Origin of the sequence: Salinivibrio kushneri (genome assembly GCF_027286325.1) — a bacterium.
Lineage (GTDB): Bacteria > Pseudomonadota > Gammaproteobacteria > Enterobacterales > Vibrionaceae > Salinivibrio > Salinivibrio kushneri_A.
Genome location: NZ_CP114588.1, coordinates 1,273,424 through 1,290,984, shown reverse-complemented (window position 1 = coordinate 1,290,984; position 17,561 = coordinate 1,273,424). Strand labels below are relative to the sequence as shown.

Sequence of the window (17,561 nt, the reverse complement as noted above, 5' to 3'; positions counted from 1 at the left end):
TACAGCGTGCTGCGCGTGGGACTAAGGGCTATCGCGCAGCGCCTCACAATAGGCGACCAAATCTTCCGCGGCCCAGTGGCTCGCCACATTACGCGCGGTTAAAGCAGCATCAACCCGCCCTTCGCTGACCACCTCAAACCAATGGCTGAGCATCGCGGCAAAGCCTTTGCTCGCTTGCATCCCGGTCCAGTCTGGCAAGGTGAGCTGTGTGGTCACGTTATCCTGCATGCGCTCACCGCGGGTGAAGCCATCAAAGAAATAGCACTCGTTACGATAGGACGCGGCAATGGTTTCTTTAGTGACCCCGTACTGGCGGTTCATGCTGGCTTCAAACAAGCTATTATCGCGATGCCAACGCACATCTAAACGCCCTAGCAAGCCCTCGCTAAATTGTGCAAACACGTCCAAGTCATCAATATTGATGTCACCATGGACGTTTATACTGTCGAGTGGATGAATAAAGTCATCAAAAATAAAACGACGTGGTGCATCGGGCAACGCATGACGATGTTTTTCCCAACGCAGTGATAAAAGCGGTGTGCCCAGTTCATCTTCAGGGCGCTGACCATTAAGGTGGGTGTTGAGCAACGGCAAATAACGCCGGTTAAAGCCGGCAAATAAGGGGGTTTGTTGTTGCTCTGCGAGGTTGAATAGGGTTTCAACCTCCGCGCCTGATGGGGCGACAGGTTTATCGACAAATACTGGCACGCCAGCTTGTATGCAGGTACGAATCAAGGCCGCATGCGAGTCGGTGGCGCTGTGGATCATCACCCCATCCACCCCTAAGGCTAAGCACTCGTGGATATCACTTGCGGTCTCACTCACACGATATTGCGTGGCCAGCGCCGCCCGTTTCGCGCTATCACGGCTGCACAATACCCATTCCAGCCCCGGCCAGTTGGCCATCAATGGCAGGTAGGCTTTTTGTGCAATGTCCCCTAACCCGATCGATGCGATCTTCATGCCTTCTCCTTACACCGTGCGTTCCCGCGCACCAAGTCCGCGCTGGAAGTCGCTAGCAGAAATCAGTAACCTAGCCGCATTCTACACAGTGTAAATCGTTATGAATATTTTAATCTCTTGGTTTTCTCAAGCTGGCGCATGGTTAACACCATGGCTCAGTGATATTGCAGTCGCGATTGTCGCGTCACTGTTGGTGGTATTTGGTAATGATATCAACCGGACGTTACGCCGTTTACTCACCGGCCATCATTTTATCGTGCGCACACTCGTTTTTGTGGCGATCAATGCCTTTGGTTACGGTGCTTTTATTATCGCCGTCTCACCTTGGTTGGCACGACAAATGCGCGGGTGGCCAGATCATTGGCTTTTTGCCGGCTTGGTTGCGACCTTTATTTTTATTGGTATGTGGGCACAACGCCAGCGACAGATCTAGCTCCTAGCCCCTACACTCACCCACAACCGTTGAGTGGATAATGTAAGCGAGAGGCTTTGCTACGTCCGATGTCGATGAATTGTCCACCAACCAGACACATCAAGCAATCCGGTGACGGCCTCTTGGCGTATTGGTGAGAAAAAGGAGAGATGTATGCAACGCGGATTAATGTGGTTTCGCCACGACCTTCGAATACATGATAACCCTGCGCTCGCCAATTTAGCCTCGAGCTGCGATCAACTGACCTGCGTGTTTGTGATTGATCCAAGTTGGTATCGCGCGGATCACTTTCAAAGCAAGCACCTCGGTGCCCCACGTGAAGCGTTTTTGTGGCAAAGCTTAACCGAGCTGCATCGCGCGCTGGATGCGATGGGACAAAAACTGATCATTCGCACCGGGAAACCGCTAGAGGTGGTGGCGAATTTGTGTATGGATCACGCGTTTGATCTTATTGGCGTGACCGACCACCCAGGGACACGCGAGCGTCATCAGGTTGATACGCTGGTCGAGCGCTTTCCCCAACGAGTGGTCGTCTCGGATGCTCACACCTTGTTTACTCAGCATCAGCTGCCTTTTGATTTACCGGATATTCCAGCCACGTTTACCCAATTTCGCAAAGCGGTGGAGAAACGGGGGATCAAGCCACGCCTGCCGCTGCCAGTGCCTGAGTCCCTACCAGCTCCCATCAAAGAGATAAAATCCGACCCCGCGCCCCTGTCTGATCGCCGAATAGCCCCTTATCAAGGCGGTGAAATCGCCGGACGCGCGCAGCTCAATCATTATTTATGGGATACCCATCGTATTCAGCGCTATAAAGAAACGCGAAATGGTTTGGATGGTTGGGATTTTTCGTCAAGGTTGTCAGCTTGGCTCGCCAACGGCAGTTTATCCGTGCGCTGGGTCGCTGCAGAGCTCGATCGCTATGAGCGCAATGTCGAGAAGAACGAGTCCACCTATTGGCTATATTTCGAGCTATTGTGGCGCGAGTATTTCCAATGGATGCTGTACCACTACGGTGCCCGTTTTTTTGCATTTAAAGGCGTTGCCAACAAACGGCCTCTCACGACCTTTTATGCGGAAGCCTTTATGGCATGGCGCGAAGGCACCACACCCTTTCCTATCGTCAATGCAGCGATGCGCCAACTTAAGCAAACGGGGTGGCTCTCTAATCGCAGTCGACAATTGGTCGCCAGTTGCTTAGTCCATGAATTAGGTGTTGATTGGCGCTATGGCGCAGCGTACTTCGAACAACAACTGATTGATTTTGATGTAGCGGCCAATTATGGCAATTGGCAATACCTAGCCGGTGTTGGCGCCGATCCGCGCGGCAGCCGCCGGTTTAACCTCGACAAACAAGCCGCGCAATATGACCCCGATGGGACATTTGTTAAGACTTGGGTGGAGGAACACGTTTCATCTGAACTCAAGTGACCTTATAAAACCATCACCTTAACCCTCGGCGGCTGACACAACCGCCGACTCATATTGAGCGACTAACTGAGTCACACGATCACTGATCCGCTTTGAAAACAGTAATGCAATATGGGTCACTGGGTACACATCGTGGCTAGTCATGCCCTCAATTTTGGTCTCTTCAACCAGCACAGTGCCATCGCAAACCTGGTCTTTTAACAACAGTGCGGCGGGTCCCCAGGGGCAATCGCCAGCAAGGCTATGTAATGGCGGAAGCTTTCGCCAGGGCTTGACCTTGTTAGGGATAAGCATCTCTTCGCTACGTTGAAACAACCAGCCGCCCCACCCCAAATCGCCAAAAATACGTGCCAACCTAGCGCCTTGATGCGGTGTGCCCAAGGTGATCACTGCACGAACATCGAGAGTCGGTCTATCGACCTGCTCTGTGCGCTGTTCCAAGTAGCGGCGAATAATGAGTCCACCCATCGAGTGGCCAATCAAGATTGCGGGCTGCTCGCCAACAAAGGCATCTATCTTAGCGGTGATACCATCCAGATCCGGGTTGAGCGTGTTATAAGAAACATTCAGCACCTGATGGCCGTGTTTCTCCAAGCGCTCGCACAGCGGAATTAAAAACACACCGTGCATGTATAACCCATGAAGAGTGACTATTTTCATCCCGCCCCCCGTTAACCGTCTGAGTCCAGCATACCAATGCATGCCCCGTGCTGCCCATAGCTGATGAGACAACAGAGGGCTTGCATCGCCATAACGAGGACGCACTAACAAAAAACGCCCCACAAACAGTGAGGCGTTGAAGGTTTCATCACGTATTCATCGTACGTGCTCGGTGCACGACTAGAAGATCAGATGGGCTATACCCGCGATAACAGGCAATGTGACCAGCGTACGTAGAATGAAAATCACGAACAGTTCCCACAGCTTGACTGGGATTTTACTACCCAGTAGTAAGGCACCCACTTCTGAAATATAAATCAGCTGGGTGACTGATACCGTAGCAATCACAAAACGCGTCATTTCACTGTCGATCTCAGCCGCTAAAATGGCCGGTATAAACATATCAGCAAAGCCAATCACCATGGTCTCAGACGCTTTCACCGCATCCGGGATATGCAGTACTTCAAGCAGTGGCACAAACGGCGCCCCTAGGATGCTAAACACATCGGTGTATTCAGCGACCATCAATGCTGCAGTACCAATTGCCATCACAACCGGTAACACCCCTAACACCATGTCGACGGCGTTTTGTACGCCTTCTTTTAGCACACTGCTCACCGAACGAATTTTCTCGACACGCGTCAAGGCACAATGCAACCCATAACTTAGCGTATTATGACCAGCCGGTAAGACTTCGTCATTGCTTTGACGTTCAGAGTTATCGATAAGCGCATCTTTTTTCCAGCTCAAAGGAGGAAGACGAGGCACGATGATTGCCGCCGCAATCCCCGCTAAACAAACGGTGAGGTAGAACCAAGCAAACATGTGCATCAAGTCGACTTGCGCTATCACCACCAAACTAAAGCTGATTGAAACCGCAGAGAACGTCGTACCGACCACTGCTGCTTCACGCTGGGTGTAAAAACCTTGCTCATATTGTTTGCTGGTCATCAAGATACCGACACTGCCATCGCCCAACCAAGAGGCGGCACAGTCGACCGCAGAGCGCCCCGGCAGACCGAATAACGGACGCATTACCTTGGTGAAAATAGCACCAAGCAGCTCGAGCAAGCCGAAACTAGTCAGTAGCGGCAGTAATAGACCAGCGAAAATAAACACAGATAACAAGGTAGGCAATAGCTCATTGAGCACAAAAGCCCCCGTTGTTTCACCCATGATCACCGGCGAGCCAAAGCCATAAAACGCCATCACGATGAAGGCGGCACCGAAAACACGGGTGACAAGCCACACCGGAGAGACATTAAACAAACCATTAAGAAAGCCATTTCGCATGATAACGGCAGGCTTGGTCAGCGTAACCAACACTGAAACGACGGCACTCAACACCACTAAGGCAGTGACGACCGCTGTTGCACTGTTACCTAGTAAGTCCAAGACACTGCTCGCCATCACCGCAATCGGGATAGTGACACTGTCACCGAAACTGACTGGCGTCATAAAAAGGAACAACCCCAATAATGATGGGATTGCGAACATCAGAATATTTCTCATCGAAGGTGACTTCGTAGAGAGAGAGTCAGTTTTTTGCATACGTCTGAATCCTGAATTTTTATTTATCTCACCGCGAGCGTCAGCATCTATGCTGATTAATTATTCACTCACTGTGACTAACTGGCATGCAGATTATCGAATCACACTCAGGATGTAAATAACTATTTAGTCATAAATACTGAATAAATACACCCTAGAAGCAGATTACACATGCCTACTGGTGGTTTCATAGTTCAACAAACCATCTTTTGTGAAAAGTTTGTTACACCGTTTTATTGACCAAGATCAGATTCTGTTACTCACTTGTAGGGAATGAGGCGGGTTAGCTCACAGAATAAGTTTAATTCTCACACGCTCAACGCCGACAGACACGATATGGTTCGTTATCCAATTTTGAAATCAATGCGCGCATATTCTTTGATCAACCAATCGCCAAAGTCATTGAGGAGGGTCATGACAGCACGTTTTTTTACCGGTTTGCGCTCTAGCAGGATAAAAAGTCGCTCAATCGCCATTTTTTTATCCGGGTAGTGTTTGATAAAAGCATCCGCACACTCGTTGAGTGATTCACTCCACTGCGCTTCTTTATGAAGTACCAAACCAAATGCACCGCGTATCAGGGTATCCGCAATCGCTTGTGCGGTATTAAGCTGGGTATTCCATGTGGTGGCAGCGGTGATTTTTTGTTTAGCGCGCGCGAGTTTGTCAGAGATATCTGGATTCATCGCCTTCGCCACTTCCCAGCTGGCTTCAAACAAGCCAAAACTGACCGATAAGTCTTGGCCATAGAGGCAAATGGCTCTGTGTTTAAAAAAGAATCCCCAATGAAAGACTTGTGAAAGATCTCTAACATGTGACACGGTCACGATATCGATATGGCAATCACTGATCACCTTGCTATGACTGGTTTTTAATCGCCAGAGCAAGGTGTTTAATGCGTTCGATTGATCAAGCGTCAGGGCATGTTGGCACACCACAGTCAGCGATAGCACGCTGTCTTTCACCACGGCTCGCCGCCAAACGATATCTCCACTCACATAGACGCTGTGAAGCCGCTTGCCGAGCAAACCACGCAGTTGCTTCACCGCTTTAATCATCACGGGAATAAATTCAGATTGGAACGGGGCGCGCCGGTCGGGCTCCGGTAAATAGGCGTTTCTGGATTGCAACTGAGTCACGACCTTCACACAGGTTTGAGTACGCGCGCTATTGTTGGTCATCTGCATAAACAAATCAACGCTCTAACTGTGGGTCTGCTTTTATTTTAGCCAGAGGTGATCTATTTGACCATGGGAGCAGACGGTTGAGGAGACAAACGCGAATGCGCTTTAGGTGCCTCTTTGTGCAGATCAACCGATACGGCGCGGCTGAGATACCCCTCACAGCATGATATAGTGCGCGTAAATGCAGACAATGAGAGTTTACCATGACGCAAGAGAATCAACTCAGCTTGGAGACCGTGTTAGAGATCGCGTTCGAGATTTTTGCCGAAACCGCCCCAGACAACTTAGAGTTCGACGACTTAATGCTCTATGAATCACGCTTTGAAGAAGAAGGTGGCGCTGTGGTGGTTGAGGTAAACAGCGATTGGCCAGAGCATGTGGGCGCCGATGTTGACTTATCGCAGTGTGCCGAGGTGCAAATGGGGTTAGCTGGCGCTGAGGTGTTAGATGAAGTATTTGTTCGTATGCTCATCAGTCGAGACCCGGATAATAAATTCTGTCATTTATTGTGGAAGCGCAGCCCAACACAGATCCATTAGCCCCGCTCCATAGGTTAACGGCAGCGACAGAAGCTGCCGTTGTGGATGTGACTGCGCCGCCCACGGCGTCCAGTTGTAGATATCCCGTCGCGGAAACATGACTGAGCGTTATCGGTGCGGACTGGCGCTGACTTCATTGAATAATACCGGTTGAATAATTACAGAACCGTCACTGACTCCGTGTCATCATGGGCGTGAGCGCGATAACTGATCACCAGCCCCAAGCTTGCCAGCGTCGCCAATGTCAGCATGATGACCCCTAACGATAACTGGCTAGCCACACCGAGGCTACTGGCGACGAGTGTTACCAGCCCTGCCAATAGATTTTGTGCGCCGCCAAGAATTGCCCCTGCCGTACCAGCATGATAAGGAAAAGGACTAATCGCCCCCGTACTGGCAGCCGGAAAGAGAATACCTGCACCAGCAAAATACACACAGCCGCCACCAACTAACGCATAGAGTGACACATCACCGAGCATACCGGGCAATCCTATGATGCCTGCCCCCAACAACGCTAAGACACTGCCCAATGTCAGGGTGGGATAATACCCCATACTCTCGGAAAGCCGGCTCGACAACCCTGACCCGACTAAGTAAGCCGGCAGGGGCACGACAAACAGCAAACTGATCACACTCGGCGACAACGCCAACGCATCTGCCATGATCACACCTGCCGCCGCCTCGAACAAAGACACACCGGAAAAAACGGTAATCAAGCACAGCAAATAGCCTTTAAACTGACGTGATCGCATCACATGACGATAGCGCGCGCCAAAATGACCAGGTTGGCGCAAATCGGCAGGCAACGTCTCACTAAACCGCCAAGCCATGACGGAGTAAACCAATACACCGAGCAACAATAAAAAGAAGTAACTGGCACGCCAATGTAACGCCTCAGTCAAAAAGCCTCCCAGAAGCGGGGCTACGAGCGGAGAAAAAATTAATCCCATGCTTACCAGGCTGTTGGCACGGTGCAGCTTTGCCCCCGCAAAACAATCTCGGGTTAAGGTGCGTGCCATGGCACCACCACAGCCAATCCCTGCTCCTTGCACAATGCTGCCCAGTAAAAATACCGTAAAGGAGGTGGCCACCAAGGTGATAGCCGTCCCGACTAAAAACAGAGCTAATCCAAACAAGATAACGGGCTTACGACCGATATGATCGGAGACCGGACCATAAACAAACTGCGATAACCCATAAGGAATAAGATAACAAGCCATCACCGCTTGTAACCAAGCGGGCGATACCGCGAAATTGTCTGCCATTGCACCGATGGATGGTACATACATGGTTTGGGTCATTTGCCCAACCGCCGCTAATAGGACGATCAATAGCAATAGCTTGCCCATAGGCATTGCCGAGGACATACCAGCACTCCTAAAAATAATTATGCGAAAATAAGTAAGAAACAGGTAGCGAGGTTGAGGGTAAAGGCCTAGCCCACCCAGCCACCTAATGATAGACAGGCGAATGATAGGCTTTAAGAGAGGGTGTCGCAATCAGAGTCGATAATAACGATCCCGATTCTTTATTATATTAAAGATTAGTTTATCTAATCCTAAAACCAGCGTCGGACACGGGCCGCGTAAGCGTCAAAGTCATCAGGCCATTGGCGTGATAAACGGGCTTCTTCAGCAGGAATAAACGTGGCGGATAGGTAGGCCATAAAGGCAGGAATCATCCCCCAGCACCATAGTGCATTAAAATAAAGCCCAGCCGCGGCAATGATGAGTACTAACGCCAAGTACATGGGGTTGCGGGTATAGCGATAGATCCCAGTCGTTACCAGCGCTGAGGGCATTTGCAGTGGATCAAGCGTGGTGTGGTGGCGGTGAAACGCCCATTTAGCCGCGACTAATAACCCCAAGGCTAACGCTAATGGCAAGGCAGCCAAAATCGGGGCACCGAGTACAAGTGAAAAAGGGAAGAAATGGCTCAGTGATAAACCAATTGCAATAGCAATGAGCATCGCCACCGGTGGCAATGGGGGAAAGAGATAATGCCATGTTTGCACCCGCATGACTCGTCCTTGAGCAATGACTGATATAATGGCAGTAATGTAGCGAAAATTGGCAGTGATTGTCACTGCCTAGCTGGCAAATTAGTCAATTTTTAGCGACGAATGTTTAATCTTGCTCAATATTGAGACGGTGCTTGCCGTGCTCAATCTTCGCCTTAAGGTAGTTACGGTTACCGTCTTTAAGGTGGGCTTTAGTGCCGATCACTTCTTTAAGCGTAACACCTGCCGCTTGTAGCTCTTCAATTTTTTTAGGGTTGTTGGTCACTAAGCGAATACAGTTAATCTCAAGTGCTTTGAGCATCTGTGCCGCTTCGGCAAAATCACGCAAATCATCCGCAAACCCCAAATGGTTGTTCGCTTCATAGGTGGTCATGCCTTCGCTTTGTAGCTTGTAGGCATCCAGCTTGTTATACAGCCCTATCCCACGCCCTTCTTGGCGCAAATAAAGAATAATACCGCCATCTTCACCCATCTTTTGGATGGTCTCTTCAAGTTGCTCACCACAATCGCATCGAGAGGAATGGAAGACATCACCGGTTAAACACTCGGAATGCATGCGAACCAAAGGCGGCTCGGCTTTTTTATCGGCTTGTTGGAAAATCAGCGCGACGTGCTCTTGCTCAGACTCTAAACCATAGAAGGAAAGGATCTCTGCTGGGATCTGACTTCCCACCCCGACTTTCAACGGCACTCGGGCCCTAACTTTAACCATTCTGCGTCTATCTCTTACTGCTGATACCCGATTGAGGGCGCTAACATTACTACACCCACACCAGTATGCCAATTCAAAAATGTTATATTATAACATTTATAGGGATGATGCGATAAAATCATATTGAGAGGCGTCTGTCGAGTTGTCTCTATCCTCATCACTGCAAACGGCGAACCACCGCAGCCGGATTACCAGCCACAATAGAAAAGGGTTCGATATCCGTATCAACCACTGATCCGGCTTCAATCACTACCCCTTCACCGATTGCCGTGCCTGCTTTTATCACTGTATTCCCCTCGATGATGACGTTATTCCCGATGATGACATCCTGAGAGGACTCACATTCACCGCGGGCAATGTCTCGCGGTAATACGCGATGGCGCGTGGTATAGATCCCAACGTTAGGGCCAATACTCACGTTATCGCCAATACTGACATGCGCGCCGTCTAATATGGTGCAATTTGGGCCGACGCTAACATTGTTGCCAAGATGAATATTCATCCCATAATGGCAAAAGAAAGGCGCGTCGATTTCAACGTTATCGCCAATACGCGCGAATAGCTTGGTGGTTACCACGGCTAAACTGGCTGCATCTTCAGGATCTAGCCGGTTAAACTGTTGGCAAAGTCGACGCGCGGCATACCGGAACAAAGTGAGCTCTTCATCCGCGGGACAATAAGGCAGGCCACGTTGCATTTTTTCAAACTCTGTCATCGGCTCTACCCTTGCTGCGGCATTGTTACTGACGTTGACTCAAAGCCAGGGTTATCTACCGTCGACATAGAGACCAGCGAGTCACCGTATTCACGCAAAAATTGGTTTCCCAGCGAGACCCCTAACTGATAGTCGGCTTCCAATGCCTCCGGCTTACTCAGTAAGGCACTGCTTTGCAACGGAGCGCTCGGCGCAATTTGCACTATCTGAGCACGCGCAGGCGGTGACGCCAAAAACTGCAGTTCACTTTGGTAGCTTTGATAATGCGTCGTCAGCATCTTGAGCATTTCAGTGTTCAGCGGCTTGCCGGATAAAGACTGGAGCCGATAAATCGTGTCGCCACCAAATAGCCAACGACCACCATTTTGCATCGCCTTCTCTTTCATACTGTCGCGCACACGACTAACCAATTGCTCGCGGCTGGACTTATAGCGATCTGACAGTTCACCGAGCTGCTTACTGAGCTCTTTCTGGAAGGTTTCAAAGCGTGCGAGTCGATATTTTGACTCAAAGTTTGATAAATAGTCGGAGAGCTTAAATTGCGGCCTCTTCGCCTCAAAGCGCTCGCGTAGTGTTTCAAGAAATCGGCGGTTTTCCTCTTCACGCTTTTCTTGCTCTATCACAGGCTCGGTACGTACTACCACAATAATATCGGCACCGCGTGCGAACGCTTCTTTCACCGGAATCGCCGCAGTAACCCCACCATCGACATAGCGGTGCTCACCGATGTTCACCGGATGCGGGTAAAGAAGCGGAATGGCACAGGTCGCTTTCAGGGCATCTGGCCAGGTGTCTTCGGTCAGTGAGAAAAAAGCCGGTTGCAGAGAATCTACGTCAGTCGCACAGGCATAAGCATAACGATTTTGCAGATGGCGTCGCGCTGCTTCCATATTCAGGGCCGTTTCTTTACCGGGTAATGCCGTGTCTAGCGCCCAATCCAAGTCCATGTAATGCTGGCGACGCACATACTTCATCAAATGGAAGAAGCGTTCTTGCGTAGTGAGTTGGGTAATAAAGCGGTAGCCATATTGGTATTGCTGGCAAACATATGCGCTCATATTAAGCGCTCCCGCCGACGTGCCAAAATAAAGCTCAAAAGGATCAAAGCGGTGGGTTAAAAAAGCATCCAGCACACCTGCCGTAAAAATGCCTCGTTGTCCGCCCCCTTGAAGCACTAGGGCTATACGTTGCGGCCGCGAGTGACTCGCGCTCTGTGCGCCAGCGGCAAGCGCATTGTCGGTCAACACCGTGGGCTGCACGGCTTGATTGGTTTCTACCACGTTCGCCCCTTACCATCACACTTAGCGTTATGCTTATGTTTTATTGACTATTTTTAATTAGCTATGTGTCACAGTCTAACGCGTCGTGTAACACTGTGCTAGCGCTACTGTGCCTTGGCAACGTCATCACGTCGCCAGCCACCCAACCAGGAGTGGTCTATGCCATCACCGCCACAGCGGCAAACGTAAAAATTAGGCCTAGCGCGCAGGCTGTCGTAACTAATGCATAAGTGAGCGTCGTGTTCATGATGTCCTCCTAGGTAATAACGCTGCTATAACAAGTATAAACCACATTTAGTGTGCGTCTTTGTTGCCTAAAATTCTGCTAATGAGATCATGTTTTCTGGCGTTGTGGCACGCGCTCAACACGTCTTGGCGTTGTTTTTTTCATCAATTGACGAGCGAACAAAAATAACCATTAATCACCACTTATTGATAATTATCATAGTTTTTATCACTACATAGAGTTTACAAAACATGATTTATATCTATCTCACTCTACCAATAGCAGGTTAACCCCCATTTTTTTGCTAACTTGTTGGTTTTAAGGCTATTGATTTAGCCTCACGCTGTGCTTAATGTGCAATGACTGCCCGCTTTAGATAAAAAATTCAACATTCGGGCAACAGGAAGTTAAAAATCAATATTGCGGGAATGTGCTATTTCTTTCATATCGGCCAAAAAACGCAGCCTCACAACACTGCATATTTGGATGGGCGTAAAGAAAGGCGATTCGCAAAGGAGTAAGTAGATATGAAAAGAGAACAATGGGGCTCACGCGCTGGGTTTATCCTGGCTGCCGTGGGGTCAGCAGTCGGCCTAGGGAATATTTGGCGCTTCCCTTACATGGCCTATGAGAACGGTGGCGGTGCCTTTTTTATTCCATACCTTTTCGCCATGCTCACTGCGGGTATTCCATTTATGATTATGGAATTTGGTCTAGGGAAAAAGCTACGCGGCTCGTCGCCTGTGGTGTTCTCTAAACTCAATACCAAATTTGAATGGCTGGGTTGGTTCCAAGTCTTAATCGCCGCAACGATCGGGATTTATTACGTTGCCGTTATTGGCTGGGCCATTTCCTACTTTGGGTTTTCGTTCGGACAAGACTGGGGCACTGATACTAACGCGTTCTTCTTCTCCGACTACCTAAAACTCGGTGAAAACTCTCCCACCAGCTTGGGTGATTGGCAATGGCACATCGCGATTCCAATGATCATTGCTTGGGCGATTACCTATGCGGCGGTTTTCCGTGGCGTGAAAGGCGGCATCGAAAAAGCCAGCAAAATCATGATGCCTTTACTGTTTATCATGGTGTTGTTGCTCATTGGCCGAGTGGTGATGTTGCCAGGCGCGCTGGATGGGTTGAACTATCTGTTCTCGCCTGACTTTAGCAAGTTGGCCGATGCCAGTGTGTGGTCCGCCGCTTACGGGCAGATCTTCTTCACGCTGTCGGTGGGCTTTGCCATCATGCTCGCTTATTCTAGCTATTTGCCAGAAAAGTCCGACGTCAACAATAATGCCTTGATGACGGTGTTGATCAACTGTGGCTTCTCAATTGTTGCCGGTGTGCTGATCTTCTCGATTCTTGGCTATATGGCGGCGGAACAAAGCAAAGGGATCACCGATGTCGTCAGCGGGGGCGTTGGCCTCGCGTTCGTCACGCTACCTGCCGCGATTAATTTGCTCCCTATTCCTTATATTCTTGGCCCATTGTTCTTCCTCGCATTGGTTGTTGCTGGCTTGAGTTCGCACATATCCATCATTGAAGCCGTGACCTCATCCATCATGGATAAGCTCAATGTGACTCGCCAAAAAGCGGCGACAGTCGTATGTGGGGTGGGTTTTGTCGTATCAATGGCGTTCGCCACTAACGGTGGTCTGTTGCTGCTTGACTTGGTCGATTACTTTGTTAACAACGTTGCACTGCTCACAAGCTGTTTGCTTGAGCTGCTGCTGGTGGGCTGGCTAGTTAAACTGTCAGACATCCGTCAGTACGTTAACCGTGTCTCTGAATTCAGCGTGGGTCAGTGGATGGAAATTTGTATCCGCTTTATCAGCCCCATTATGCTGGCGGTGATCTTGGTGAAAAACCTGATTGACACCTTCAACGAAGGCTACGGCGGTTACGCACAATTCGAATTACTGACCCTGGGTTGGGGCTTGGTCGCTGCCATGCTGGTGGTTGGTATTATCGTTAATAGCACCACGACCCCAGCTCGCGATATGGAGACAGACTCATGACAACAGGCGCAATTATCATGATGCTTATCGGCTTTGCCGTCACTTGGGGTGGCGCAGCCTTATGTATTCGTAAAGCCATGCACAGCAATAGCGAATAGCGCTTCGCCGTTCATGTCACACTATGATGTCAACCAAAGCCCTCTTAATCGAGGGCTTTGTCTTTTAGCGCTTTCGCGCCGTCAAGCGACGAACTATCTGCCTTTTTATACCTTTCTCCACCCTGGGTGTCTGCTCTGACATCATCACTAAAGCGGTTATCAACAAGTCGCTGATTAATTACACAAAGTGCGGCTTTGTTTGTAGCATCTCAACGATAAAGCACCGATAATGGAGGAACTGACTTTAGCAACGAGGACAATGGCGATATGGCTTCAGCCAAACGCATCTTAGTGGTCGACGACGATGTCGAAATTCGAGAGCTTCTCCAAGCTTATCTCACCAAAGCCGGTTACGAAGTAATGACCGCGCAAAACGGTCATGAGATGCAAACTAAGCTGGCTGTCCAATACCCAGATTTAATTTTACTCGACGTGATGCTCCCTGGGGATGATGGCTTTACCCTATGCAAAAGCATTCGTAAAGATTCGAGTGTGCCTATCATCATGCTCACCGCTGTATCAGACGAAACGGATCAAATTGTTGGGCTAGAGCTGGGAGCCGATGATTATATTGCCAAGCCCTTTAGTCCGCGCCAATTGATCGCCCGTATCCGTGCATTGTTACGTCGCACCCAGCAATTGCAGGAAACCACGCTGTCCCGACCCAAAGCGATTCGGTTTGGCCAATGGCGTCTAGAGCCTGCCACTCAGCAATTGCACCAGGTTGTCACTGGCATGGAAATAGAGCTGTCGGCGTCTGATTATGCTCTGCTGATGCTGTTTATCGATCACCCACACCAATTGCTCGATCGTAATGCGATTAGCCAAGCAACACGAGGTCGTGACGCACAGGCACAAGAACGTGGTATCGATGTACAAGTTAGCCGCTTACGCCAGCGTTTGCGTGATACCGGTAAATCGAACTTGATTAAGACCGTACGTGGCGCAGGTTATATGTTTGTCGCTGAGATCCAATATGAATCATGACTGGCTAGAAAAGCTGATCCCCCGCTCTTTGCTATCACGCACCTTGCTGCTGACCTTGTTGTCCGTGGTATTGGCGCAGGGCATTGCCACCTCAATTTGGTATACCCAATCAAAACGTACTCAGCTTGCGGGGCTAGAATCAGCGTCTGCGAGCTTAGCTAACATGTTTGCGTCAACCACCACCTTCTTTCAATCGTTACCTGTTGCTTACCGGCATGTTGCGCTTAATCAATTACGTAATATGGGCGGGACGCGGTTTTTTGTTTCCTTTAATAAAGAAAAAATCCAAATCACACCCATTGAAGACACGCAGGCAAAAAAGGTGGCAATTAGCACGGTATCGCAAATCCTGCACGAGCAGCTTCCCTCGCTAAATACCATTGATGTTGATTTTTCGCGCCCTGAAACCTTACGCGTACTGAATAACGACATTCTATTGCAAGACTTGCCCAAGTCCTGGGCGCATCATACGTTAAGTCTAGAGCCATTGAATCCCCCCATATTGGTGGTACAAATGGAGCTGAAACAAGATGAGTGGATCTATATCGCCGCGTTATTGCCCGCGCCCTATGTCACGCTCGACGATACCTTGATTACCGCTGATCAAGTGGTCTTCATCGTGGTGATCACCGCGCTATTACTGTTTTTTACTTATACCTTGATTCGCCAACAAGCTCGGCCATTGAAGCGATTAGCTAAAGCGGCGAACTTATTTAGCACCGATATCGAGCAGCCACCGCTCAAAGAAGAAGGGGCAGCTGAAATCGCGATTGTGACGCGCGCGTTTAACCGTATGCAGCGCCGATTGCAACGCCACTTGCGTGAACGCGAAACTTTGTTCCGCTCCATGTCACATGATTTAAAAACGCCCATCACCCGCTTACGCTTACGGGCAGAATTAATTGATGACGAAGTACAAACGGCAAAGCTCAACAAGGATTTAGATGATTTAGAAATCATGGTCAAAGGTGCGGTGCAAACCGTAAGAGATACCGATATCCACGAGAACATGGCGGCTATCGATGTCATTGATTTTTTAGCGATGATTGTCGAGCCACACAATCAAAATCGCATCCGAGTGAGTATTGAAAGTGACGCGGTGCCTCCGTTTACTTGCAAGCCACTCGCTTTTAAACGCTGCTTATCCAATTTAATTGATAATGGTGTGAAATACGGCGATAAAGTGACGATTTACGTAATGGACGCCAAACACACGTTAGATATTACCCTGATTGACGAAGGGCCAGGTATTCCTGAGCAAGAGCTCGACTCAGTGTTTGACCCTTATGTTCGCTTACACGATGACAATGACGGTTCAGGGCTTGGGTTGGGGATTGCCCGCGATATCATCCACGCGCATGGTGGGGATATGGTGCTCAGTAACCGCAGTGAAGGTGGCTTGCAAGTTGATATCAGTTTTCCGCGGGTAGAAGAATAATGACACGCTTAAATAGACACCTCTCTCACTGGATCATCAGTGGCATGCTAGCCACCTACAGCCTTGCAGTGCCTGCGAGTGATGTTGAAGTTTTACACTGGTGGACATCGGCAGGTGAAGCCAAAGCCGCCTCTGTCTTGCGAGAAGGCATCGAGCAACAAGGCCATCAATGGCAAGACTTCGCGGTCGGTGGTCGTGCCGGGATAAGTGCGATGAACACCCTGAGGATCCGCGCCATCAGTGGCAACCCGCCCCTCGCGGCACAAATTAAAGGGCCAGAGATCACTGAATGGGCGCGTTTAGGCTTTTTGCGTAACCTCAATGAGATTGCTGAAGCGGAACACTGGGAAGATAAAATCCCTGCCCCACTGCGTGATGTGATGCAATACCAAGGTAACTATGTGGCGGCGCCAATCAATATTCACCGGGTAAATTGGCTGTGGGTCAACTTACGCGCCTTTGAAGCGGCCAATGCCGACATCCCTACCGACTTTGATAGCTTTTTTGCTGCCGCCGACAAGCTGCAACAAGCAGGCTATATTCCTCTAGCCTTAGGCGGCGAGCCATGGCAAGTCGCGACGCTTTTCGACAGCTTGGCACTATCAGTATTAGGGCCACAAGATTATCAACGTGCCTTTTTAGACTTTGACCGCAAAGCACTGCTGAGTGACGATGTGGTCAAAGCCTTTACCCTGCTGGCTAAAATGCGTCAATACGTCGATGATTCAGGCCAAGGGCGCAACTGGAGCGACACCACACGACTGTTGATCGATAACCAAGCAGGTATGCAAGTGATGGGTGATTGGGCGAAAGGCGAATTTTTAGCCGCCGACCAGCAAGAAGGCAAAGCCTTTACCTGTGTCGCCTTTCCTGGGACGAAAAAAGCCTTTAGCTACAATGTCGACAGCTTCGTTTTTTTCAAGCCTAACAGCGAAAGTGAGCGACAAAGCCAAACAGACATGGCCTCATATTTGCTCACACCACAATTTCAGCGTGACTTTAACCGTTACAAAGGCTCGTTGCCTATCCGGTTTGACGTGCCCCTCCCCCAGGGAGACCGATGTGCACAGCAATCACGTGATGCGTTTATTTATGCGCAAGAGAATGGCACCTTGAGTCCCAGTATGTCGCACGGCCTTTCTACAACACGTTATGTACAAAGCGCGGTATTCGATGTGATTAATGAGTTTTTCTACAACCCAGAACAAACACCGCGTGAAGCGACCGAGGCACTGTATCGCGCTATTTTATCCGCGCAAGCTTAATTCCCGTCACACAGCGGTGATAACCCATTATCAGTCGGCAGTTA

At 49.6% G+C, this 17,561-nt stretch carries 17 protein-coding genes; 8 read left to right on the top strand and 9 right to left on the bottom strand.

The window, feature by feature from the left end:
- Nucleotides 1-21: 21 nt before the first annotated feature.
- Nucleotides 22-963 (bottom strand): Gfo/Idh/MocA family protein, encoded by a 942-nt coding sequence (locus N8M53_RS06155; protein ID WP_269579875.1) that lies wholly within the window; start codon nt 961-963, stop codon nt 22-24.
- Between the two features lie 100 nt (nt 964-1,063).
- Between N8M53_RS06155 and N8M53_RS06150 the strand changes: the two genes are divergently transcribed.
- Both N8M53_RS06150 and N8M53_RS06145 read left to right on the top strand, forming a co-directional pair.
- A complete protein-coding gene (locus tag N8M53_RS06150; protein WP_069361264.1) occupies nt 1,064-1,396 on the top strand; it encodes a DUF3392 domain-containing protein in 333 nt (110 codons plus the stop codon).
- Between the two features lie 153 nt (nt 1,397-1,549).
- The gene (locus tag N8M53_RS06145; RefSeq protein ID WP_269579874.1) at nt 1,550-2,827 is read left to right on the top strand and encodes a DASH family cryptochrome; all 1,278 of its coding nucleotides are present in this window, start codon (nt 1,550-1,552) and stop codon (nt 2,825-2,827) included.
- An 18-nt stretch (nt 2,828-2,845) separates the two neighbouring features.
- Here N8M53_RS06145 and N8M53_RS06140 read toward each other — a convergent pair whose 3' ends face one another.
- From N8M53_RS06140 to N8M53_RS06130, 3 genes are all read right to left on the bottom strand, one after another.
- The gene (locus N8M53_RS06140) at nt 2,846-3,487 is read right to left on the bottom strand and encodes an esterase/lipase family protein (RefSeq protein ID WP_269579873.1); all 642 of its coding nucleotides are present in this window, start codon (nt 3,485-3,487) and stop codon (nt 2,846-2,848) included.
- Nucleotides 3,488-3,667: 180 nt separating this feature from the next.
- Nucleotides 3,668-5,038 carry a YjiH family protein gene (locus N8M53_RS06135; protein WP_269579872.1) on the bottom strand — a complete coding sequence of 457 codons (1,371 nt, stop codon included), beginning with the start codon at nt 5,036-5,038 and terminating at the stop codon, nt 3,668-3,670.
- Between the two features lie 344 nt (nt 5,039-5,382).
- A complete protein-coding gene (locus N8M53_RS06130; protein WP_077577837.1) occupies nt 5,383-6,225 on the bottom strand; it encodes a hypothetical protein in 843 nt (280 codons plus the stop codon).
- A gap of 200 nt (nt 6,226-6,425) precedes the next feature.
- On the opposite strand from N8M53_RS06130, the gene N8M53_RS06125 reads away from it, so the two are divergent.
- Nucleotides 6,426-6,761 (top strand): DUF440 family protein, encoded by a 336-nt coding sequence (locus N8M53_RS06125; protein WP_077607913.1) that lies wholly within the window; start codon nt 6,426-6,428, stop codon nt 6,759-6,761.
- Between the two features lie 158 nt (nt 6,762-6,919).
- On the opposite strand, the gene emrD is transcribed toward N8M53_RS06125, so the two are convergent.
- From emrD to N8M53_RS06100, 5 genes are all read right to left on the bottom strand, one after another.
- Complete coding sequence (gene emrD, locus N8M53_RS06120; protein WP_269579871.1) at nt 6,920-8,128, bottom strand: multidrug efflux MFS transporter EmrD; 1,209 nt, start codon at nt 8,126-8,128, stop codon at nt 6,920-6,922.
- Nucleotides 8,129-8,319: 191 nt separating this feature from the next.
- Nucleotides 8,320-8,781: a methyltransferase family protein gene (locus N8M53_RS06115; RefSeq protein WP_269579870.1), complete on the bottom strand. Its 462-nt coding sequence runs from the start codon at nt 8,779-8,781 to the stop codon at nt 8,320-8,322.
- Nucleotides 8,782-8,887: 106 nt separating this feature from the next.
- A complete protein-coding gene (locus N8M53_RS06110) occupies nt 8,888-9,493 on the bottom strand; it encodes a GTP cyclohydrolase II (protein WP_269579869.1) in 606 nt (201 codons plus the stop codon).
- A gap of 157 nt (nt 9,494-9,650) precedes the next feature.
- The gene (locus N8M53_RS06105; protein WP_269579868.1) at nt 9,651-10,208 is read right to left on the bottom strand and encodes a sugar O-acetyltransferase; all 558 of its coding nucleotides are present in this window, start codon (nt 10,206-10,208) and stop codon (nt 9,651-9,653) included.
- 5 nt (nt 10,209-10,213) lie between these two features.
- The gene (locus tag N8M53_RS06100) at nt 10,214-11,488 is read right to left on the bottom strand and encodes a patatin-like phospholipase family protein (RefSeq protein WP_269579867.1); all 1,275 of its coding nucleotides are present in this window, start codon (nt 11,486-11,488) and stop codon (nt 10,214-10,216) included.
- A gap of 753 nt (nt 11,489-12,241) precedes the next feature.
- Here N8M53_RS06100 and N8M53_RS06095 point away from each other — a divergent pair.
- From N8M53_RS06095 to N8M53_RS06075, 5 genes are all read left to right on the top strand, one after another.
- Complete coding sequence (locus tag N8M53_RS06095; RefSeq protein ID WP_269579866.1) at nt 12,242-13,729, top strand: sodium-dependent transporter; 1,488 nt, start codon at nt 12,242-12,244, stop codon at nt 13,727-13,729.
- Nucleotides 13,726-13,827 carry a MetS family NSS transporter small subunit gene (locus N8M53_RS06090; protein WP_100297978.1) on the top strand — a complete coding sequence of 34 codons (102 nt, stop codon included), beginning with the start codon at nt 13,726-13,728 and terminating at the stop codon, nt 13,825-13,827. Before N8M53_RS06095 ends, N8M53_RS06090 begins: the two co-directional genes overlap by 4 nt.
- A 267-nt stretch (nt 13,828-14,094) precedes the next feature.
- Nucleotides 14,095-14,814: a response regulator gene (locus N8M53_RS06085; RefSeq protein ID WP_269579865.1), complete on the top strand. Its 720-nt coding sequence runs from the start codon at nt 14,095-14,097 to the stop codon at nt 14,812-14,814.
- Nucleotides 14,804-16,252, top strand: coding sequence for an ATP-binding protein (locus tag N8M53_RS06080; RefSeq protein ID WP_269579864.1), 1,449 nt, complete (start codon nt 14,804-14,806; stop codon nt 16,250-16,252). The genes N8M53_RS06085 and N8M53_RS06080 overlap by 11 nt, the downstream gene beginning before the upstream one ends.
- On the top strand, nt 16,252-17,517 hold the full coding sequence (locus N8M53_RS06075; RefSeq protein ID WP_269579863.1) for an ABC transporter substrate-binding protein: 1,266 nt from the start codon (nt 16,252-16,254) through the stop codon (nt 17,515-17,517). The genes N8M53_RS06080 and N8M53_RS06075 overlap by 1 nt, the downstream gene beginning before the upstream one ends.
- Nucleotides 17,518-17,561: the final 44 nt, after the last annotated feature.